We start from the raw sequence: 21,920 nt of genomic DNA on the forward strand, positions 1-21,920 counted from the left end.
GGCTTATACTTCAATGCCACTGTGACGTAATAATGCGTCGATTTCAGGCGCTCTACCTCTAAAAGCTTTAAATAGCTTGCTCGGCTCCTCGCTACCGCCTCTTTCAAGAATATTAGTTAAAAAGGATTTACCCGTCTCGGTGTTAAAAATCCCTTGTTGTTCAAATAAACTAAAGGCATCTGCGGATAATACTTCGGCCCATTTATAACTGTAATAGCCGGCAGCGTAACCACCAGCAAAAATATGACTAAAACCATGCTGAAAACGGTTAAAGTCAGGGGCTTTAACAACGGCATATTGCGCACGAACTTTATTTAAGATCTCTTGTATGTAGGCATTATTTTTTTCGGCATCAGGGTTATAATTAGCATGCATAGTGAAATCAAAAATACTAAATTCTATTTGACGTAACATTTGCATAGCGGATTGAAAGTTTTTCGCCGCGAGCATTTTATCCAACATTGCTTTTGGTAATGGTTCACCTGTTTCATAGTGACCTGAAATAAAATCAAGCGCTTCAGGTTGCCAACACCAGTTCTCTAAGAATTGGCTGGGTAACTCTACTGCATCCCATGGTACGCCGTTGATGCCAGAAACTGCGCTAGCATTAATTTGGGTGAGCATATGATGTAGACCGTGACCAAACTCATGGAACAAGGTAACGACTTCGTCATGGGTAAACAGAGCTTGAGCATCGCCAACTGGACCATTGAAATTACAGGTAAGGTAAGCAACTGGGTATTGAATAACACCATTGGCTAGCTGATGACGACCAACACATTCATCCATCCAGGCACCACCGCGTTTTTTCGCACGTGCATATAAATCTAGGTAAAAACTGCCGCGTAATTCACCAGAGCTATCGAAAACATCATAAAAAGAGACGTCATTATGCCAAACATCAACGTTAGCGCGTTCTTTAATTGTTAGGCCAAATAATTTATGCACCACTTCAAATAGGCCATTAACAACCCGTCCTTTAGGGAAATAAGGGCGTAGTTCTTCGTCAGAAATGGCATAACGGCAGTGCTTAAGCTTTTCGCTATAGTAAGCAAGATCCCAAGCTTGCAATTCCTCATTAGTAAAGGTTTGTGAGTGTTCACTTTTAACAAAAGCCTTTAATTCTTCAATGTCTTGTTCGCCTTGATGTTTGGATTTCAGCGCAAGATCTTGTAAAAAGTTCATTACCTCATCGGTGGTGTTAGCCATTTTGGTCGCAATGGATTTTTCGCCATAGTTGCTAAAACCAAGCAAGTTAGCCAATTCATGGCGTAAGGCTAAGGTTTCATCCATAATAGCACTGTTATCAAATTCACCGGCGTTAGGTCCTTGATCGGAAGCACGGGTCACAAAAGCCCGATACATTTTTTCTCGTAACTCACGGTTATCGCAGTAGGTCATTACGGGTAAATAACTTGGGAAATCAAGGGTAAACACATAACCTGCTTGCTCTTGGCTTTTTGCTAGCGCTTTGGCTGCCGCAAGAGCGCTCTGAGGTAAGCCAGATAATTCCTGTTTGTCGGTAATATTAACGCTAAATGCATGGGTCGCATCTAATACATTGTTGCTATAGCTTGAGCTTAAGTCAGACAAGCGGCTAACAATTTCACCATAACGTTTTTTGTCATCATCATTTAAGGCAATACCTGATAATTGAAAATCACGTAGAGCGTTAGTGATGACTTTTTGCTGTGCGGTATCTAAAGTGTGGAATAATTCGCTGCCTTTTAAGCTATTATATGCTTGATACAAGCCCTGATGCTGACCAACAAAAGTGCCATATTCTGATAGTAAGGGTAAGCACGATTCATAAGCTTCACGCAGTTCATCGCTACTGACCACAGAGTTCATGTGCGAAACAGGCGACCATAATTTAGATAAAACATCATCTACTTCGTCAATAGGTTGAATTAAGTTTTCCCAAGTGAACATGGTATTATTTGCTAAAACATCACTAATTGTTTGCTTACAGTCAGCGATGGCTTGCTCGACTGCAGGTTTTATATGTTCAGGTTTTATTTTTGAAAAGGCAGGTAAGCTACTGCTTTTTATGTTTTTTGGTAATAAAGGATTAGTCATAATAGCCACGGGATAAATGAACGATATTAAACTATGTGATGTCAAATATAAAATAATCAAGAGACAACCAAGCAATGGAAGCCTATTTTTAGTGTTTATTTTCATGGTTATTTTTAGAGCTGTTATAATCAAGTATAGGTTCTAATGTTTTTTGTTTGTTTTTATCCATCAAAGTTGAAAGGTTCAATGATCGTTAATCTTAAATGTTTACTACAAATCTTGCTGGTAGGCTGGTGCTTTTTAATGGTGCCTGTTCACGGAAAAGGCCAAGTAAACAACCTTTTTTTAGAGCAGCTATCTGTTGAAGACGGTTTGACGCAGGGCACTATTAACTCAATATTAGCCGATCAAAATGGTTTTGTGTGGCTTGCAACTGATAGCGGCATCAATATCTATGATGGTTATTCTTTCAGGCAGCTATCTGGACCTGACAATAGTTTTATCGATTCAAGTATTTACTTTGTTGAACAAGATAGCTTCGGGTTTGTTTGGATTAATGTCAATGAAGGCGTTTATCGATACCAACCTAGTACCAATCAATATCAATTGATTCTAGCTAGCTCACAGGAAGTTTTAGACCATTTTGTTGTTGATGTTACGGAAGGTATGAATAGTCGGAATGTATCAGGTAATTGGGTAGCAACAAGCAAAACCGTGAGTTTTTATGACCATAATAACGCTGAGTTAAAAGTCACTGTTGATTTATCACAAGAACTGCCAGAAAAAGAAAATATTTTTCAAGTGATTTATCATCAACAAGTACTTTATATAGGCACAAGAGTGGGAGTTTATGCATACCATATTAAGTTAGATAAATGGCGAAAGTTACCGAAAGTAATAGCGAACGGCAAGTTCGACGAAGTAAATACGGTAGAAGCCAATAAAAGTTACAATTTATTTGTAAGTAAACAGCATGACTTATACATGGGTACAGGAGATGGAGTTTTTAGTGTCAACATTAATAATATAAAAACGTATATTCAAGGCAGAACGTCGGCGCTTGAATATACTAGAGTACTCAAAAACACATCGGTATGGCAGTTTTTATTAGCGGATGAACAACTATATGTAGCTAGTTATAGTGGCTTGTATGCAATAGACACCGAAGAAAAACAAGGGAAACGACTGTTTGGGATTAGTGATTTTTTTGATAACAGCTCTGATGATAAAATTATATCTTTAGCGCAGGATAATAGCGGTGTATTTTGGCTTGGTTCAGAATCATCAGGGGTCTATTTATGGGATCCGCTTCGAGAGCTAATTGAAAATTATCGCCATAGTAAAAGTAATACTGCGAGTTTAAGCCACAGCTCTGTTTGGGCAATGTTAGAAGCGGATAATAATCCTAAAAAATTCTGGGTTGGTACAACAAATGGGCTAAATTTAGTTGATCTTAAGGAAAAAATAATAATCCAGCAAGTTCAAACCACCCAAGAAAATAGCCCGTTGCAAAATACCCCTATTTACCATATTTTGCCCTACAGGGAAGAGATCTTATTATTATCAACCACTCGAGGTGTTTTTTTTTATAATACTCGTTTACAGCAGTTGGTGGATCTACCTTTTACTGAACAGGTAAAAGCGATATTAGCGAAGGATCATTATTCCATCTTTTTACAAGAACAACGCTATCTTTGGTTAGTTTACGATGAAAAGACTGTTATTTTAGATTTAAAAACGGGTCAGGTAGATCGTTTGACAGAACTAGGTAAAGTGGTTCCGTTAAATAAAATCTTTAACTTTTTAGGTTTTTTGCCCGATAGTCACTCCATGCTATTTTCAACTAATGATAGCTTATGGCGCTATAATACTAAGACCAAACAAACACAGTTACTTTATACTCACGCCAATGTGCTTGGTAGTGAATGGGTTTCATTTGAAAATTGGGTGATTGATAAAAACAATGTTTTCTGGATTAGTTATCCTACAAAGGGTTTAGTTGGTTTAGCCTACCCGTCATTTGAACTTAAATATTTTTATAATAGTGAAAACTCGATTATTGATAATAATGTTTATAGTTTACAGACTGATAGTGAAGGAGATGTATGGTTTTCTAGTCATAAAGGTTTGTTCTTATTGAACACAGATAGTCAGCATATTCGCAATTTCACTGTCATTGATGGCTTGCCAACATTAGAATTTAACGGTGAAGCACAGCTTAAGTTGCCTGATGGAAAGCTAGTGTATGGTTCAATGGAAGGTATTATTGTTTTTGATCCGTTGGCTCTAAAGCGCAAGTATGAACAAGGAAAAATGAATATTTATTCTACCTCCATTGATGTTCTCTCTCGACAGTTAAATCTTCCATTGTTGATCAATCAAAATGCTGATGTGTTATTGCGTTATGACGATGTTGGAATTCGCTTTGATTTCTCAACACTTTCATATGCTGATAGAAAGGAAGTTATATATGAATATCAATTATTAGGTGATAATAACGTTAGTTACCCCCCCACAACTGACAATAGAATTACTTTTCCAAGTTTACCTTCTGGGCATCATGTCTTAACTGTGCGCGCTAAGTCACCCGTAACAGGGGAATATTCGCCTGTTAAACATATTGATATTCAAGTCAGTTATGCGCCGTGGCAATCGCCTTCGGCTTATTTTGCGTATTTGGTTATTTTTCTTGTTGTGACATTTTTATGGCTTCATCGTCGCAATCTGCAAAAACAGGAATTATTAACCGCGCACGAAGAAGTTAAATTTAGAGAAAATCGTTTACAACTGGCGTTAACGGGTAGTAGTAGTGAGGTATGGGACTGGCAAGCAAATAGCAATATGATGTTTGGTAAACGAATATCTCAAGAGCTTGGTTATATTGATTTTGCCACATCGCATACCTTTGCCCAACATGTTGCATTAATTCACCCTGACGATAAAGACCAATTTTTAAACAATTGGCAAGCTTTTGTTGAGGCGAATAACCTTGATGATACATTTACTTGTACCTATCGATTACAGCACGCTGATGGACAGTGGTTGTGGTATAAAGACTTAGGAAAAATAGTTACCTTAGACAAAGATAATAAACCCTGTCGTATTACAGGGTCATATACCAATATTACCAAAACACGTGCTGAAGAAGTACGTAGTCAGTATTATGGTGAAGCGTTTAAGCAAACCAATGAATGGGTGCTGATTGTCAATCATGACTTTACTGAAGTGACCGCTAACCAATCGTTACGCAATGTTTTTGGCTTACCGGAAGAAAACTTTAATTATAATGACAACTTTATGGGGCTGGATAAACGGCGATGGTTGTTTTTCCAATATCTGTTCCCCTCCCTTGATGAAGGGGAACATTGGCATGGTGAAGAATTAGTTAGGGCTGACTCTGGCGAAGAGTTTCATGTAGTGGTAAACATTAATGTGGGTAGAAACAAAACCACCAATAATTTGCATTATGTTTGTGTTTTTACTGACATTAGCGCGCAAAAATCAGCAGAAAAAGAGCTCAGGTACTTAGCAAACTATGACCATTTAACTGACTTACCTAATCGAAGTTTATTATTAGAGCGCATTAAGCATGCAATGCAATCTTCTGATCGGCTTAACAGCTCTATCGCGCTATTCTTTATCGATCTAGATAAATTTAAACAAGTTAATGACTCATTAGGTCATGATAGTGGCGATTTATTATTAGTTGAAGTGACTCGCCGTTTATCTGAAATTTTGAGGGTTGATGACACCATTGCGCGCATTGGCGGTGATGAATTTGTGGTATTGCTCGAGAACTTCAGTGGTGTAAACCAGTTAGGACAAGTCGCGCAAAAAATAATTACCGCAGTTGAGCAGCCAGTTTTATTGCAAGAGTATAATGTGTCAATTGGTGCGAGTATTGGTATTGCCTTATATCCAGATGATGCAAATGACTCAAGTACACTGCTACGTCACGCGGATGTGGCCATGTATCACGCTAAACAATTAGGCAGAAATACCTTTCAATTTTTTACTGCAAGAATGAATATCCAAGCCACCGAGCGCTTAACAAAAGAATCTAATATTAAACTCGCCTTTAGCAACGATGAGTTTTTCAATCATTACCAACCTATTATGGACAGCCGAACAGGAAAGGCGGTAGGTTTTGAAATGCTAATGAGATGGCAAAGTAACCAATGTGTTATTGCTCCCGCAGGGTTTATTGATATTGCAGAAGAAATAGGGTTAATTATTCCTATGACTGAGGCGGCGTTAGAGCGAGGATTAATTGATTTGAAAAAGTGGCATAGAGAGCGTCCTGCGCTCTATTTATCGGTTAACTTGTCACCTCAGCATTTTGGCAAAGAAAGCCTAGTGCCATATATTGCTAACCTGTTAAAAAAATATGATTTACCAGCTCACCTGTTAAAAATAGAAGTAACCGAAAGCGCGTTAATTACTGAGCCAGAAAAAGCAATAAAAACAATGAATGAGCTGTCAAGTTTAGGTGTTATATTGGCACTCGATGATTTTGGTACTGGCTTTTCTTCTTTGTCTTATTTAAAGAAATTACCCCTTGATATCATTAAAATAGATCGTAGTTTTGTTTCAGGTATAAGTGTAGAGAAAACCGACGAAGCCATCGTTGATGCAACAATTGTTTTAGCTGAGCGTTTAAATATGCACTGTATTGCTGAAGGAGTAGAAACTAGAGCTCAACTGGATTACCTCACCCAGCGTAGTTGTTACTACATTCAAGGTTATTTGTATAGCAAACCTGTCGATGCTAAGACTATAGGTGACTATTTAAATGCAAATGCTATTGAACTAAAAATCAGTTCGTAGCTTAATTTGTTATACACTTCGGCTTATAATGATTGAAAAGCTCTGTTTAGCCCTCATATATAATTAAACAATAGACATTCAAACAATATGGAATTTAACATGACTCAACATTTTGATTACTTAGCAATAGGCGCAGGTAGTGGTGGTATTGCTTCTGCAAATAGAGCTGCTCGACTCGGCAAAAAAGCAGCTGTGATTGAAGCAAAGTATATTGGTGGTACCTGTGTCAATGTTGGTTGTGTGCCTAAAAAGGCCATGTGGTACGCTGGGCAAATAAGTGATGCACTAAAATATGCCCATGACTATGGTTTTAATTTAGGTCAGTTTAAGTTAGAAAATAATGGCTTTAATTGGGATCGTCTAGTGCAAAACCGTGAGTCCTACATTGAACGTATACACGGTGCTTATCAACGTGGCTTTGATGCTAATGGTGTGACTGTAATACAAGGCTTTGCCAAGTTTGTTGATAAAAATACCGTTGAGGTTGATGGTACTTTATATACAGCTGACCATATCACTATTGCTACTGGCGGTCGGCCGTCTATTCCAGACATTGAAGGTGCTGAATTTGGTATTGATTCTGATGGTTTTTTTGCCCTAACTGAACAACCCAAGTCAGTTGCTGTTATTGGTGCGGGTTATATTGCCGTTGAACTTGCTGGTGTTTTTCATGGTTTAGGCACGCAAACGCACTTGCTGGTAAGAAAAGACAAACCACTGCGCAGCTTTGATGAGATGCTAAGTAACACTTTAGTTGAACAAATGGCAAAACATGGCCCAACCTTACATAATCACAGCACGCCTCAACGCATTGAAAAATTAGCCGATGGCACTTTAGTTGTGCATCTGACCAATGGCAAAACCATTGGCCCTGTTGAAAAACTCGTTTGGGCTATTGGTCGAGAGCCAGCTACAGATAATATCAATTTAGCAGCTGCAGGTGTTGAGCTTGATGAACGAGGCTTTATAGTTACCGACAAATACCAAAACACCAATGTCGCTGGCATATATGCCGTTGGCGATAACACCGGCCGCGCACAATTAACCCCAGTTGCAGTAGCTGCAGGACGTCGCCTGTGCGAACGCTTATTTAATAACAAGCCAGATGAACATTTAGACTACTCAGGTATCGCCACGGTTGTTTTTAGTCACCCCGTTATTGGCACGGTTGGCTTAACCGAAGCAGAAGCCGTGGCTGAATACTCAGAAGATAATATCAGCGTTTATAATTCTCAGTTTACAGCGCTTTACCAAGCGATGACCGAAGACTACCGTGACCCGACACGGATGAAATTAATTTGTGCAGGTAAAGAGGAAAAAGTCGTTGGCCTGCACAGTATTGGTTTTGGTAGTGATGAACTCCTACAAGGTTTTGCTGTAGCTATGAAAATGGGGGCAACCAAGGCAGACTTTGATAATACCATTGCTATTCATCCAACATCAGCAGAAGAGTTTGTTACCCTTTAGATTGAGGCCTGGAAAACCTACTTAATTAAAATCACTATGCCCTAAATACCATGGTGATTTTTCACTCTATTCTTTTACCTAATTTTTCTTTCGAGAGGTCAGCCAGTAAAACACCTGGTTGACCAGTTCGTAAGTCGCGCCCTTTCTGGCTTATGTTTTTTTGTTATTCTAACCGATAAAAAGCCTTTAAAAAAAGATTGAAAATGTACTGGTAATACCGTGAAATTCTGATAATCTCTTTGCACGTTATTTTTCTTGATTGTCTTTTGAGCAACAAAAAAGTAACGCAGATAAATTTATTTATCCACAAAAACAAAAATAAAAAATATTGTGTTGTAAAGGGAATTTTTACTTACCTTTTTTCAATAAAATCAAACATATGAATAAAAGTACCAGAATAAGGGGGTTTCCTGTTCTGGCGTTTTTTTGTGCTTATTAACAAAGTTATCCACATTGGGTTGATGACAATTATCACCAGACAGTAGAGCTACAGCTCGCTTTGTGGCATGCTTAAGCTATCTTCTTGTTTAGACAAAATTCTTATGACATCTTTGGTAGAAAAATCACCCTTATCACCTCTCATTTTAGTCGATGGCTCATCGTATTTATTTCGTGCTTATCACGTACCTTATTTACAGGCACTATCAACCGCTGATGGTCAACCGACGGGCGCGATTACCGGTGTTTTAAATATGATAGGGAGTTTGAAAAAAGACTACCCCAACGGCAACATTGTGGTAATTTTTGATGCTAAGGGCAAAACCTTTCGTAACGATTTATATCCTGAGTATAAAGCTAATCGCCCACCTATGCCTGATGATTTACGCAGCCAAATAGCACCTTTGCATAATATTATTAGTGCGATGGGCCTGCCATTATTAGTCATTCCAGGGGTTGAGGCCGATGATGTGATTGGTACACTGGCGAAACAGGCCAGTGAACAAGGCATTGAAACGGTCATTTCAACTGGCGATAAAGATATGGCGCAGCTTGTTACCCCTCATGTTCGCTTGATCAACACCATGACCTCAGTAGAAATGGATGAAGCAGGCGTCAGTGAGAAATTTGGCGTTCGCCCCGATCAAATCATTGATTACCTTGCCTTGATGGGTGACAAGGTTGATAACATTCCGGGTGTGGTCAAATGTGGCCCTAAAACGGCAGTCAAATGGTTAGCAGAGCACGGCACGTTAGCGCAAGTGATTGCTAATGCTGATAAAGTAAAAGGCAAGATTGGTGAGAATTTACGTGAGGCGCTTGAACAACTTCCGCTGTCGTATCAATTAGCGACGATAAAATGTGATGTTGAATTAGCACAAACAGTAGAGCAGTTGCAGCCGACAACGCCTGATGTTGAAAGCTTAACGTCACTTTATCAAGCATTCGAACTAAAACGTTTACTTGCCGATTTACTTAAAAAAACAGGTGGCAGCGATACTGCCCCACCTACAAAGAGTGTTAACTCGACCGCTGCGGCTGATATAACACTAGCTAGCGTAGACGTTGCAAACAGCGAATACGATATTGTTGTTGAGCAAGCAAGCTTTGAGGCTTGGTTAGCAAAATTAAACAGCTGTGAAGCCTTTGCCTTTGATACCGAAACTACCAGTGTCGACTATATGAAAGCCGAGTTAGTTGGGCTGTCATTTGCGGTAGAAGCAGGTAAGGCAGCTTACGTCCCTTTAACGCACGATTATGCGGACGCTCCTGAACAATTAGACCGAGACTGGGTATTAGCACAATTAAAGCCGCTGCTAGAAAGTACAAACATAAAAAAGATAGGACAAAACCTAAAATACGATGCCAATGTATTAAGCCAATACGGTATTCAGTTACAAGGCGTTGCCTTTGATACCATGATAGAGTCTTATTGTTATAACAGTGTTGCAACTCGCCATAATATGGATGCACTTGCGCTTAAGTATCTTGACTATAAAACGGTGCATTTTGAAGATATTGCCGGCAAAGGCGCTAAGCAATTAACTTTTAATAAAATTGATATTGAAAAAGCTGGCCATTACGCCGCCGAAGATGCCGACATTACCCTGCGCTTGCACCAAACAATTTTCCCTGCGCTTGAACAGTTACCTGAACAACTCAGTGTTTTTACTGATATTGAAATGCCATTAATGCCTGTTTTAGCGCAAATGGAGCAAACAGGGGTGTTAATTGATAGTGATATACTTGACCAGCAAAGCCAGAGTATCGGTCAACGCTTAGATGCATTAGAAATTGAAGCACATAACCTTGCAGGAAAAAGCTTTAACCTAAGTTCACCCAAACAATTACAACAAATATTATTTGAAGAACTTAACATACCGGTTATTAAAAAAACCCCGAAAGGCGCACCATCTACCGCAGAGGAAGTCTTACAAGAGCTTGCACTGGATTACCCTCTGCCAAAAGTTATTTTAGAAAACCGTGGGCTGAGTAAATTAAAATCAACCTATACCGACAAATTACCGCTTATGGTCAGTGCTAAAACTGGTCGAGTGCATACCTCGTATCATCAAGCGGTTACCGCGACAGGGCGTTTATCGTCAACCGATCCAAATTTACAAAATATTCCAATTCGTAGTGAGCAGGGACGTAAAATTCGTCAAGCATTTATTGCCCCTAAAGATCATAAAATAGTCGCCATCGATTATTCGCAAATTGAGTTACGCATTATGGCGCATTTATCTAATGATCAAGGCCTAGTAACTGCTTTTAGTGCAGGTAAAGATATTCACAGGGCGACCGCCGCAGAAATTTTTGCCGTGGAGCTAGACCAAGTGACAACGGATCAACGTCGCAGTGCCAAAGCGATTAACTTTGGCTTAATTTATGGCATGTCAGCCTTTGGCTTAGCTAAGCAACTAAATATTGGCCGTCATCAAGCACAAGAATACCAAGACAAATACTTCCAACGTTATCCCGGCGTATTAACCTATATGGAAGACACGCGTCAACAAGCAAGTGAGCAAGGTTATGTAGAAACTCTCTTTGGTCGTCGTTTGTATTTACCTGATATTAATGCCAAAAATGGCATGCGTAAAAAAGCCGCTGAGCGTGCTGCCATCAATGCGCCCATGCAAGGTACCGCAGCCGACATTATTAAAAAAGCGATGTTAGCTGTAGCAGCATGGCTTAATGAGAATAATGATGACCGTATCAAAATGACCATGCAAGTGCACGATGAATTAATCTTTGAAATTCATCAAGATATTGTTGAAGAAACCACAGCAAAACTTGTTGATTTAATGAATAATGCGGTTGAATTAAGCGTACCATTGATTGCAGAGGCAGGCGTTGGCGACAACTGGGACGAAGCACATTAATCTAGAGCAATAAGCTTGATACTTTGTTTACCTAATTATTGAGCCGAGTGAAATTATTTATTAAGTAATCGGTTCCTATATATTAGATAACAATTCCCCTTGTTATTGTGTGTTCCATTTTTTTACTCCCATACTGTTGTCAGTTTGGGAGTTTTTTTATCTTTACCTTTATTGATTTTTTCTTGTGCGTGTAGAGGTTATGCCTAAAGCCGCAAGTAAAAATAGCATCATAGAACTTGGCTCTGGTACTGCTGTGGGGAGATTAGCTTGCACTGGATTAAGTAATCTGACGTTTGATAAATCACCCGATAACACATTAAAACTCACCTGCCAATCTCCATGATCTTTTGGTGTACTGTTGGCGTAAGGGGTAAATTTCATTGCATCAGAAAAGAATTTATTGGTATCGTAACCTATTAATGCTTCGCTGGTTGAGTAATAAAAATGACCAATAGTCAGTAAATAGCTTCCCGCGCTGGCAAAGGTATAATCAAAGACGCTGTCTTTATACGTGACTGAATTATCGATACTGTTGTTTGTACCATATGAGGGATCGTTATTATTAACATGTAATGCGGTAGTGCCAGAAAATAAACGCATGTAAGAGTCAAAACCTGTTAATTCGCCGTCATGATTTAAATCTACTCCTGTTTTCTCCCAAACCAGTGAATCAAATAAAATATGAGTATTTGCGGCTACATCAAATTGAATTTGAGAAATTAATAAGTCATCAAGGCTTCCATCTAAGTCGCCATCAATGTTTCTAATTTCATCATTGATTATTAGGCTCGCATTGGCTGATGCTGCGAGCAACAAGCTTGCCGCTAAGGTAAGTGTTTTTTTCACTGTTTTCATTATTGTGCTTTCCTATCTGTATTGTGAAATAAAATTAACGTTGAACACCTGCCGGAGGCGCGGGCTGGTTGTTATCTTCCTCCTCGGCAATGTTTGCGTGGTCATGGGCATGGCCGAGGTCACTTTTTTTAGCTGCATTTTTATGGCGTGATGAAAGACTTTCTCCTGGCGCAAGTGGTGGTGGCGGAGCTAAACGACTGTGCTGACTTAGTTCTGCTCGCGGCTCTGCTTCGTTTTGTTGAGTTTTTGTTTTTTCAGGCTTGTTTAAAATTTGATTAGCCATGCTATGTTTTGCTGGTTGAGGTGCTTCTTGCTGTGCTGGTTGAACATCTGGTTGTATTGAAACAGGCGCTTTTATTACGTCATTTGTTGTTTGGGTATCAAGCGCTTTTATTTGTGGTTCATCTTGATTTATTAATGTCATAGCGTAAACCGCAGCTATTACAATAACAGTAATGGTGGCAGTTTTTGTTAAAGTGGTCATGTGTTTTCCTCTTTATTCAATTTAAAAAAGTTACGTCCTTGTAACTAAGCGTTTTTAAACGATTGCTAGTTCAATTACTGGGTTGATAATGTTAATTCAACACCACCAAATTCACCGGCTAACGTGATGTAATGCCAGTAAATATCAGCATCGAGAGTTACCGTTAAGCTTTCCTCGTTGCCGTTGTTAGCAGCAGAGGCATCATTGTCTTGTGCGGTTGCCCAGCCATCTGCTTTATATAAGATATCGGCATTACCCCAGCCACCCGTAGAGGTGATGGTGAGGTTTGATGATAAACCATCACTGTTAGCGATAACGAAGCTGGCACGATTTGCAGATGAGTTGACACACTCAACCGTGGAGTTGAAAGTAATAACGTTGTTTTCAGGATCATGACCGTTGGCTGGCACTTCAATTACACATGGTGAAAAGTCCGTGCTAATAGTAACTGGGTCGCCTGCCCAATTGCCTGTTGTGCCACTATTTTGAGCTTCATCGTCAGCAGGACCAAACTCAACAATACCACTATCATCGGTTGACAAACCGCTAACTAACCAATCAAACCACTCAGCGTCATAGCTAGTGCCAATACTATCCATATAGGTTTGATATTCTGTGTACTGGTTATTGCGTAGATACGTGAGTAGTTGATCAACATCACCGCGATGATTTTCAAACATAAAGCGCACGGCTAAATAGCCCCAACGATAGACTCTATCTTGGCCTGATTCATAGGTATTTTTGAAAATTTCAGACAAGGCAAACTCTTGGCTCTCCCCCATGCTAATTGCATAAGTATTACCATCACGTTGTGAGATATATTCAGCTAAGCCTTCTGTCCACCAGACTGTGCTTACTGCCATGCCTGTGGCAAAATCACCGTATAAGTTGAAGCGAGCATCAAGGTAGTGCACGAATTCATGTTGCAAATTCCACACATGAAAATTTGGACGTTTCCACTCGGCTTCATAAGCGATAAAGCGTGCTTGGTTGTTTTGAGCACTTGGCGCGCCTTCTAAATACATACCGCCATTGTCGGTATTAATATTAAAGAATTGTCCGGCGTAAGTTTTATAGTCATTCGATGAATCAAAAATAACTAATTCAAGGGCATCATTATTATCATCAGCAACCGGAATGTTTAATGTTGCCAGTGTTTGATGGAAATTAGCTTCTTGAGTACCTAAAACCTCACAAATCCATGCGCCTTGATCGTTAAATAGCGATTGTGCGCGAATTTTTAAGGTATCAGAGCATTTGTAATTAAAGCCTAAGGTCTCTTTTTCTAATGTATAAGCAAAGCCACAGATATCGTAGTATCCACAGTTGGCACGGTCATAATAATCGGCCATACTGGCAGCGGCTAACCACAAAACACGACTTTCATCCGCTTTGCTGGTAGTGTCTAAAATACCTTTTACTAGCGTTTGTACACGAGCATTCAAGGCATCAACATGATAGAGCCGAGAAAGTTCACGCACTGAATTGACTAAAACGTATTCAGCATCGGTACCTAATAAATCACGGTGACTGGATTGAAAGTGCTGTAGCGCATCTAAAATGCTATCATCTTGGCTGAACAATGCCTTCATATTGTCATCCCACTGACTTCTGAACAACGTTGTGAAAACAGAGTTAGCCGCAATGTTCATGTCTCTATGTGCTTGCCATTGCGCATTGTATTCATACAAAACACGGATAGTGACATAGTTAAATTCAGCACCTAAATTGGCAGAATCTACCAGTACTAAAGCGGCGCTTAACACTTTACCGTTCTCTGCAGTGGCAATCCAAGTATTATCATTGTCAAATAATACCGTTAAGCTTGCCATAATCATTTCATTTACATCGCTGCTATAGGCGGGCACATCTTCTGTGTAGAACTGTACATAATATGCAGCACGTAAAAAGTAGATTAAGTTTTCAATATTATCGGTATCGACCCCTGAATAAGTAGCGGCTCGTTCTTCAATAGCACTTACCACCGTTAATATATTTGCTTCAGAGAATGTTGATCCAGCATCTGTGCCACTTAATTGAAATAACGCATTAACAGTTTCAGTCGTGTTGCGTGTTAATTCATCAACTAAGGCTTGATCAGTTAAGCCAACATAAGTGTCATGTTCGCCACCCGATCCATCGTCAGGGTTAGTTTCAAAGTGTGAAGCATCAATGATGTAAGTATTTTGGGCTTGTGAAAGTACAGCAACGCCTAAGCAATTATTGCTACTATCGCTAATCATCATGCGATCGCCTTGTGACCAATAATCGGCCGTGTAGGTATCACCATTATTTAGGGTTTGATAATTATTGCTTAAGTTTGGCTCGCCAGAGGTATTGTTGACCCAATAAAGGTTTATTGGGTTATCTGTGGTATTGGTCACACTGATGCTTGCAGCGTCAGCAGTGCGATCATAAGCATTTAGTAAATCACAGCTACCTAATGTATTAGCTTGAGGTAAAACTTCTTCGGTAATGGCATCAACAACCATGGCTTCATCAATCGTATAATTGTTATCAGCTTCGGTCATTACGGCAACACCTAAACAGTTCTTAAGTTGATCTGTAACAGCTAAACGATCATCTTTAGACCAGTAATCAGCGCTATAACTCTCCCCTTGGTTTAGTGTTTGATAAGGGTTGTCGAAATTGATTTCACCACTGCTATTGTTGATCCAATATAGTGTGACAGGCGTATTCGTGGTGTTGGTGATAGTTACGCTGGCGGGAGTCTGAGCATCACGTGCATATTGATAAACGAGTTCACAGCTACCAAAAGTATGGGCTGGTGGAATAATTTGTGGCGAAGGGGCAATTGCTTCAGAGTTAGCTTGGGCCCAGTTTAAGAAGCCATCACCATCGGTTGCTGAAACTTGCGCTAATGCTGCTTGATAGACACTTATATCGCTGTTTCTTAATGCCTGCGCTAAGGTTGCAACATCGTTAGGACGTTCTTCTGCCAAATACTGCATGGCAAGGTAACTCCAAGGATATAGATCATTAAAACCATAATCCATAAACAAAATATTATGTAGCGGTGGGATACTTTCGCCCACTACAGAATCTAGGTTGCGAGTATTACCTGCACCTTTAGCAATGTACTCTGCCCAACCTTCAGCCCAAGAAACGGTATTATCATGGTACTCAAAAGCGCCATATAAATTAAAGCGTCCATCAAGATAATGTACAAATTCATGTTGTAAGTTGTAAACATCACCACCTTGCACGCAAGAATAACCAACCCATGACTCAGGACATTGCATCGCATGGAAGCGTGCAATATTCCCTGCTTCTGATGGATTACCTTCAAGGTATATACCACCATTGTCTGTGTTGTGACCAAAAAAGTCATATCCGTATTTTTCATAATCTTCAGGTGTGGCGTAGGCAATCACTTCAAGCTGTACATTGGTGTCGTCATTAACCGGAATATTATTGGTTGCGAAAAACTCATGGAATTTCCCTTGAGTTTCAGCCATTTGATTACACGCATGAGTAAGCTGTGTACTGGTCATTGCTTGAGCGCGAATGGTGATCTTGTCATTACACTGATGGGTAATGCTAAGAATATCGTCAACCGTTGCTTTTGGTGTACAGTAATTGGCTAGGGCATCATTTGTATCACAAGTTCTTCCTGTTGTTTCAAGGTAAGTTGCCGTAACTTCAGCTTTTGCTGTAGCAATTGAAATATGATTGGTTACTTGTTCAAAAATTTCAATGATGATGCTATCAATACGCGCTTTTGTTGCTTCATCGGCAATATTGCTAATGTTACCTAAGGCGATAAACAAGTGCGCAAGAATCCACTTACGATCTGTATCAGCACTCCAACGCATATCTAAGCCAGTTTCGGCTAATCCGTAACTGCGTAATACTGAAATTGTTGCTAGCATATTGTCTGCGTATGCGGCATTTAATGCACTGTCATTTTTTGCATAAAAAGCTAAGTCATAAATCGCGCTTAATAGCTGTTCTGTGCTGTAACCAAAGTTAGCAAAATCATAAGGGTTACTTAACTCTGAGTAATATTGAGTTAATGCTAATAAATGCGGCAAATGCTCAGAAAAATAATCACTGGCTGGCGAATTACTCAAGTTAAGCATTGCTGTAGCATAACCTTCCTGAATTAAACCCGCTGGCGCATCGGTAGATTGAAAATCAGTCATTTTAGCAACCGCATGCAATGCATTGCTTAAACGTTGCGCTTTATCTTGAGAAAAATTCTCAAAGTGACCGTTAAAACTATAGTTTCGTAAGAAATAAACGAGCTGATCTAATTCACTATTGTTGATGTCGTCTTGCGCGGCTAAAAAATGAATCGCATCGGCAACATCACTGATGGGATCAGGCGTACCACTAGCTATGGCTGCCCAGTCGTCCCAAGTACCTGCTATTATGGTATTGACTACATCACTAAATTCACTACGTGAACTTAAAATTGGTGTAGGGATATTAACCACAACGTTTTTATCAATCACGATATAGTCGTCGGTGGCAGGATCAGAGCCATCACCTGGGCCGCTATCGCCTGTTGCTTGAGTGAGCATTAAGCTGACTTCTTGATGAATACCGAAAATACTGAGATATAATCGGCCAATATTGGTATTAATCGTTAGGCTGTTATCGCTACCCTCATTTTCTGATGCGGCGATGTGGTTTGCTCTGGATGCCCAATTACCGGTGTTAACAAAAATATCTGCATCGCCGGAACCACCAGATGTTGTAATTGTTACATCAGTATTATCTGTAGGAACATCAACGTAATAATATAAACCATTGCCAGAGATACACTCTTGATTGTCAAAACTCAATGCATAACCACTTGGTGTATGTGCACCACACATGGCTGGGTTCTCGTCACTTACTTCTGCAACGTTAAAGGTTACTTCCTGATGCAAACCGTAAAGTGTGATGTATAACTTACCTGTATCAGCCGTTAACTGTACGGACTCTGTGGTGCCGGCATTATTTGTTTGTGTATCGTAGTTATCACCCGTTGCCCAACTATGAGAACTAGTGAGTATATCGACTTCACCTGTGCCACCTGTGGTAGTGATCTCTAGCGTGGTTCCGTCATTTTCAACATCGAGGTAAAAATATAAGCCATTACCAGAAACACATTCATTTTGACCAAGTGTTAAGGCATTGCCTGTTGTCGTTGTTGCTCCGCACATTTGCGGCGCACTTGCTGTCGCTTGGCTAGGCGCAGCAAGTGCAGAAAGCACTGTTGCGGCAGCACATAGCTGTTTTAATGATTGATAGTTCATTTGAACTCCCGTTTTTTAGTGAGCCAGTATGCAGGCTAGCTCTTTATAATTATTTTGATACCCGAAGGTATAAGTTGCTTTAACGCTATTTTGGGGGATAAATAACTTGGTACACCTTCTAGGTATACGTGCTGTAAAGCCGCAGCATTGCATTTTTTTGTTGTTGATAAGGGAGACAAAAGGGAAAATCAACATAAAATATATTGTATGCAATATATTTTATGTTGATTGGTTTGTATACAATTTTTTTTGAGGATAGCGTGATATTATTGCTAAGCAGTTGTAATTTTTGAAAATAAATTTTTGGTGCGAGAGGGTGATGCTACATTTATCTGAAAAGTTATCAATCTTAAACTTGAGAGTAGCGCGCTTTGTTACCTAGCCAACGCTGAATCAATGCTTGGGCGCATTCGGGGTGTTGACGCGATAATAAATAGGCTTTTTGTTTGATATCAGCAATCAGGTAGCCATCACGAATCAAATCGGCAATTTTAAGCTCAGCTAAGCCGGTTTGACGGGTGCCAAGTAGCTCACCGGGGCCACGAATTTGTAAGTCTTTCTCGGCAATGACAAAACCATCATTACTGTCGCGAAGCACCGCTAATCGTTTAGTTGCGGTTTTTGACAGCGGCGCCTTATAAAGCAGAACACAATGAGAGGCAATAGAGCCCCGGCCAACCCTGCCTCTAAGTTGATGTAATTGCGCTAAACCAAGACGCTCGGGGTTTTCTATTACCATTAAGCTCGCATTAGGAACGTCTACCCCTACTTCAATCACGGTGGTGGCAATAAGCAAATGAGTATTTCCTGCTTTAAACTCATCCATCACGGCTTGTTTTTCTAATGCTTTCATTCGTCCATGCACTAAACCAATTTGTAGCTCTGGTAATTGTTCTTGCAGGTGTTGAGCCGTGTCTTCAGCGGCTTGGCATTGCAATACTTCTGACTCTTCAATCAGGGTGCAAACCCAATAGGCTTGGCGATTATCTTGAGTGCAACTCTCTTTTATTCGCTCAATCACCTTATCACGACGGCTATCAGGGAGAGCGATAGTATTGATTGGGGTTCGCCCGGGCGGTAATTCATCAATCACTGAAGTGTCAAGATCAGCATAAGCGGTCATGGCTAAAGTACGTGGAATTGGCGTAGCTGTCATAATTAACTGATGGGGATAGTTGTTATCGAATACACCTTTTTCTCTGAGCGATAAGCGTTGATGAACGCCAAACTTGTGCTGTTCATCGATGATTACTAACACTAATTTATTGAAGGCAACCTCGGCTTGAAATAGCGCATGAGTGCCAATAACCATTTGCATATCACCATTTTCAATTTGCTCTAGCGCTATTCTCCTTGCTTTGGCTTTGGTTTTGCCAGCTAGCCAACCGACTGATATTTCGAGAGGAGCAAACCAATTGGTAAAGTTGATGGCATGTTGCTCGGCCAAAATTTCAGTGGGTGCCATTAACGCCACTTGGTATCCTTGGCTAATCGCAGTTAAGGCGGCTAATGCTGCAACTAGGGTTTTACCTGAGCCTACATCACCTTGCACTAATCGCATCATTGGCTGATTTTTAGCTAAATCTTTTTTGATTTCTGACACTACACGGGTTTGGGCATTGGTCGGAGAAAAAGGTAAAGACGTTAAAAAAGAGTTTTCAACATTGGCTACCCCAGTTAAGGATATCGCCTGATGAACATCACTATTTTGTCGGAGTTTGAGCATACTCAAATTATGGGCCAGTAGCTCTTCTTTGATCAGCCTTAGTTGAGCAGGGTGTTTACCGTTTTCAAGTTGGTTAGTTGACACTTCAGGCGGAGGCCTGTGAATAACTGCTAGCGCTTGTGCTAAAGAATACTGTTCGTCAAATAACGATGTAGGTAATAGCTCTTCAATTTGACCGCGGTGTAAACGCGCAAGTGCTTGATCGGTTAAGTTGCGCAGCGATAACTGTTTTAAACCATCAGTGGTTGGGTAAACTGGGGTCAAGGTTTCTTCAACTGGCGTTAGCACTCTGTCATCATCAAGGGCTTTATACTCAGGATGAACAATTTGCAGACTACGAGGCCCTCGTTTTATTTCACCATAACATCGAATAGCACGACCGATGCTCAGACTATTTTTTTGGCTGGTTGAAAAACTAAAAAAGCATAACTGCACTTCACCGGTGCCATCGTTTAAGGTGACCACCAGCATGCGACGTTTGCCTTGGGTGATTTGATTATTGGTGATTTCCCCAATGATATTAGTGTGGGTGCCAGGGAGGCAGTCACGAATGCTGGTCACGCGAGTTCGGTCTTCGTAGCGCAGCGGTAAATGAAACAGTAGATCTTGCACCGAGAATAAGCCGATACGCTCAAGCCTAGCTGCCATGCTAGGCCCAACCCCTTTCAAGGTGGAAAGAGCAACGTGTGATAATTTAGTCAGTGCTTCCATGATAACTCTCAGATATAGTCGCGGGTATCGCGGTGCTACCAATTAATCATCGATATGCTGCCAAGCACTTTTATTCATTTGCATTTTTTGCCACCAGTCGTCATTAGCGACTATTTGTCCAGCATCATCTATGGCTGGGTAAGGTAAGCCTTTACGCTGACAGGCCTCGGCAAAAATAGGGTGCCCACCTTCAAATAAGGTACGTTGGCGACGTTCATGGCTTAAGGCAGATTGATTATACATTCCTGCTAGCTGTCTTTGACGCTGTGCTTCATATAACACTACAGAGCAGGCAACCGATACATTCAGAGATTGCACCATACCCACCATAGGAATAATAATATCTTGGTCAGCTAATTCAAGGGCAACCTCAGACGCGCCAAATTTTTCTTGGCCTAAAATGATGGCAGTGGGTTTAGTGTAATCAACTTCTCTAAAGTCTACCGCGGTATCAGACAAATTAGTGACTAACACCTGCATGCCTTGGGCTTTTAATGCCGCAATAGCGTCAGCAGTTTTATAGTGACTATGGACATCTATCCAGTTTTGGCTACCAGCAGCACTACCGCCACGCACTTCCGATTCTTCACTTTTCCATACAGCATGTACATCACTAACACCTATGGCATCACAGGTGCGTACTACCGCCGCTAAATTATGGGTTTTATGTACGCCTTCCATGCATACGGTTAAATCTGGCTGGCGCATGTCTAACATGGTGTTAATGCGTGCTAATCTTTCTGGAGTCATAATGTTTCAAATAGTCAGTAAAATAGGTCAGTCAAAGAGTCATAGGCTTGAGGTTGACACCATGCTTAACCTACGTTGGGTAATTCCATGATGCCATCAATTTCAATATCAACATCTTTTGGTAGTTTAGAAATTTGAATTGCCGCACGCGCAGGGTAAGGTTGAGTGAAATACTTAGCCATAATTTCGTTAACTGTAGCGAAGTTACTGAGATCGGTCATGAATATATTCACTTTCACCATATCATTAATACATCCACCAGCGGCTTCACACACGGCCGATATATTTTTAAACACTTGCTCGGTTTGCTCAGCAAAACCGCCTTCAATGACTGTCATCGTTTCAGGAATAAGTGGAATTTGCCCTGATAAATAGACAGTGCTGTTCACTTTTACGGCTTGGCTATAAGTGCCAATAGCACTTGGTGCTTGATCGGTTGAGATAATACTTTTCATGTTTATTCCTACATTGTTATGAGTTTTTTTCGATACGAG

General features: G+C 40.3%; 10 protein-coding genes. 3 read left to right on the plus strand and 7 right to left on the minus strand.

All coding sequences use genetic code 11. The features are described from left to right. Window positions 1-3 precede the first annotated feature (3 nt). On the minus strand, window positions 4-2,079 hold the full coding sequence (prlC, locus tag ABXG98_RS04855; protein WP_353537568.1) for an oligopeptidase A: 2,076 nt from the start codon (window positions 2,077-2,079) through the stop codon (window positions 4-6). A gap of 186 nt (window positions 2,080-2,265) precedes the next feature. Here prlC and ABXG98_RS04860 point away from each other — a divergent pair, with 186 nt between their 5' ends. From ABXG98_RS04860 to polA, 3 genes are all read left to right on the plus strand, one after another. Further along, window positions 2,266-6,846: an EAL domain-containing protein gene (locus tag ABXG98_RS04860; protein ID WP_353537569.1), complete on the plus strand. Its 4,581-nt coding sequence runs from the start codon at window positions 2,266-2,268 to the stop codon at window positions 6,844-6,846. Window positions 6,847-6,945: 99 nt separating this feature from the next. Beyond that, window positions 6,946-8,313, plus strand: coding sequence for a glutathione-disulfide reductase (gorA, locus tag ABXG98_RS04865; protein WP_353537570.1), 1,368 nt, complete (start codon window positions 6,946-6,948; stop codon window positions 8,311-8,313). A gap of 542 nt (window positions 8,314-8,855) precedes the next feature. Further along, window positions 8,856-11,633, plus strand: a complete 2,778-nt coding sequence (gene polA / locus ABXG98_RS04870; RefSeq protein ID WP_353537571.1) for a DNA polymerase I — start codon at window positions 8,856-8,858, stop codon at window positions 11,631-11,633. Window positions 11,634-11,801: 168 nt separating this feature from the next. Here the strand turns inward: polA and ABXG98_RS04875 are convergent, their stop codons facing one another. The 6 genes from ABXG98_RS04875 to ridA all read right to left on the minus strand — a co-directional run bounded on the left by ABXG98_RS04875 (window position 11,802) and on the right by ridA (window position 21,881). Continuing rightward, a complete protein-coding gene (locus ABXG98_RS04875; RefSeq protein ID WP_353537572.1) occupies window positions 11,802-12,488 on the minus strand; it encodes a DVUA0089 family protein in 687 nt (228 codons plus the stop codon). A gap of 34 nt (window positions 12,489-12,522) precedes the next feature. Then, window positions 12,523-12,972 carry a hypothetical protein gene (locus tag ABXG98_RS04880; RefSeq protein WP_353537573.1) on the minus strand — a complete coding sequence of 150 codons (450 nt, stop codon included), beginning with the start codon at window positions 12,970-12,972 and terminating at the stop codon, window positions 12,523-12,525. Window positions 12,973-13,046: 74 nt separating this feature from the next. Next, window positions 13,047-18,239, minus strand: a complete 5,193-nt coding sequence (locus tag ABXG98_RS04885; RefSeq protein WP_353537574.1) for a collagenase — start codon at window positions 18,237-18,239, stop codon at window positions 13,047-13,049. Window positions 18,240-18,588: 349 nt separating this feature from the next. Then, on the minus strand, window positions 18,589-20,676 hold the full coding sequence (gene recG / locus ABXG98_RS04890) for an ATP-dependent DNA helicase RecG (protein ID WP_353537575.1): 2,088 nt from the start codon (window positions 20,674-20,676) through the stop codon (window positions 18,589-18,591). A gap of 42 nt (window positions 20,677-20,718) precedes the next feature. Beyond that, a complete protein-coding gene (gene trmH, locus ABXG98_RS04895; protein WP_353537576.1) occupies window positions 20,719-21,426 on the minus strand; it encodes a tRNA (guanosine(18)-2'-O)-methyltransferase TrmH in 708 nt (235 codons plus the stop codon). A gap of 65 nt (window positions 21,427-21,491) precedes the next feature. Continuing rightward, window positions 21,492-21,881: a deaminase RidA gene (ridA, locus tag ABXG98_RS04900; RefSeq protein ID WP_353537577.1), complete on the minus strand. Its 390-nt coding sequence runs from the start codon at window positions 21,879-21,881 to the stop codon at window positions 21,492-21,494. Between the last annotated feature and the right edge of the window lie 39 nt (window positions 21,882-21,920).

Origin of the sequence: Colwellia sp. KU-HH00111 (assembly GCF_040362745.1) — a bacterium.
Lineage (GTDB): Bacteria > Pseudomonadota > Gammaproteobacteria > Enterobacterales > Alteromonadaceae > Colwellia.

What these genes read in the sequence shown, in the direction of transcription:
- trmH (WP_353537576.1), bottom strand. Translation starts at nt 21,426, where the DNA reads ATGACTCCAGAAAGATTAGCACGCATTAACACCATGTTAGACATGCGC.
- ABXG98_RS04875 (WP_353537572.1), bottom strand. Translation starts at nt 12,488, where the DNA reads ATGAAAACAGTGAAAAAAACACTTACCTTAGCGGCAAGCTTGTTGCTC.
- ridA (WP_353537577.1), bottom strand. Translation starts at nt 21,881, where the DNA reads ATGAAAAGTATTATCTCAACCGATCAAGCACCAAGTGCTATTGGCACT.
- polA (WP_353537571.1), top strand. Translation starts at nt 8,856, where the DNA reads ATGACATCTTTGGTAGAAAAATCACCCTTATCACCTCTCATTTTAGTC.
- recG (WP_353537575.1), bottom strand. Translation starts at nt 20,676, where the DNA reads ATGGAAGCACTGACTAAATTATCACACGTTGCTCTTTCCACCTTGAAA.
- gorA (WP_353537570.1), top strand. Translation starts at nt 6,946, where the DNA reads ATGACTCAACATTTTGATTACTTAGCAATAGGCGCAGGTAGTGGTGGT.
- ABXG98_RS04885 (WP_353537574.1), bottom strand. Translation starts at nt 18,239, where the DNA reads ATGAACTATCAATCATTAAAACAGCTATGTGCTGCCGCAACAGTGCTT.
- prlC (WP_353537568.1), bottom strand. Translation starts at nt 2,079, where the DNA reads ATGACTAATCCTTTATTACCAAAAAACATAAAAAGCAGTAGCTTACCT.
- ABXG98_RS04880 (WP_353537573.1), bottom strand. Translation starts at nt 12,972, where the DNA reads ATGACCACTTTAACAAAAACTGCCACCATTACTGTTATTGTAATAGCT.
- ABXG98_RS04860 (WP_353537569.1), top strand. Translation starts at nt 2,266, where the DNA reads ATGATCGTTAATCTTAAATGTTTACTACAAATCTTGCTGGTAGGCTGG.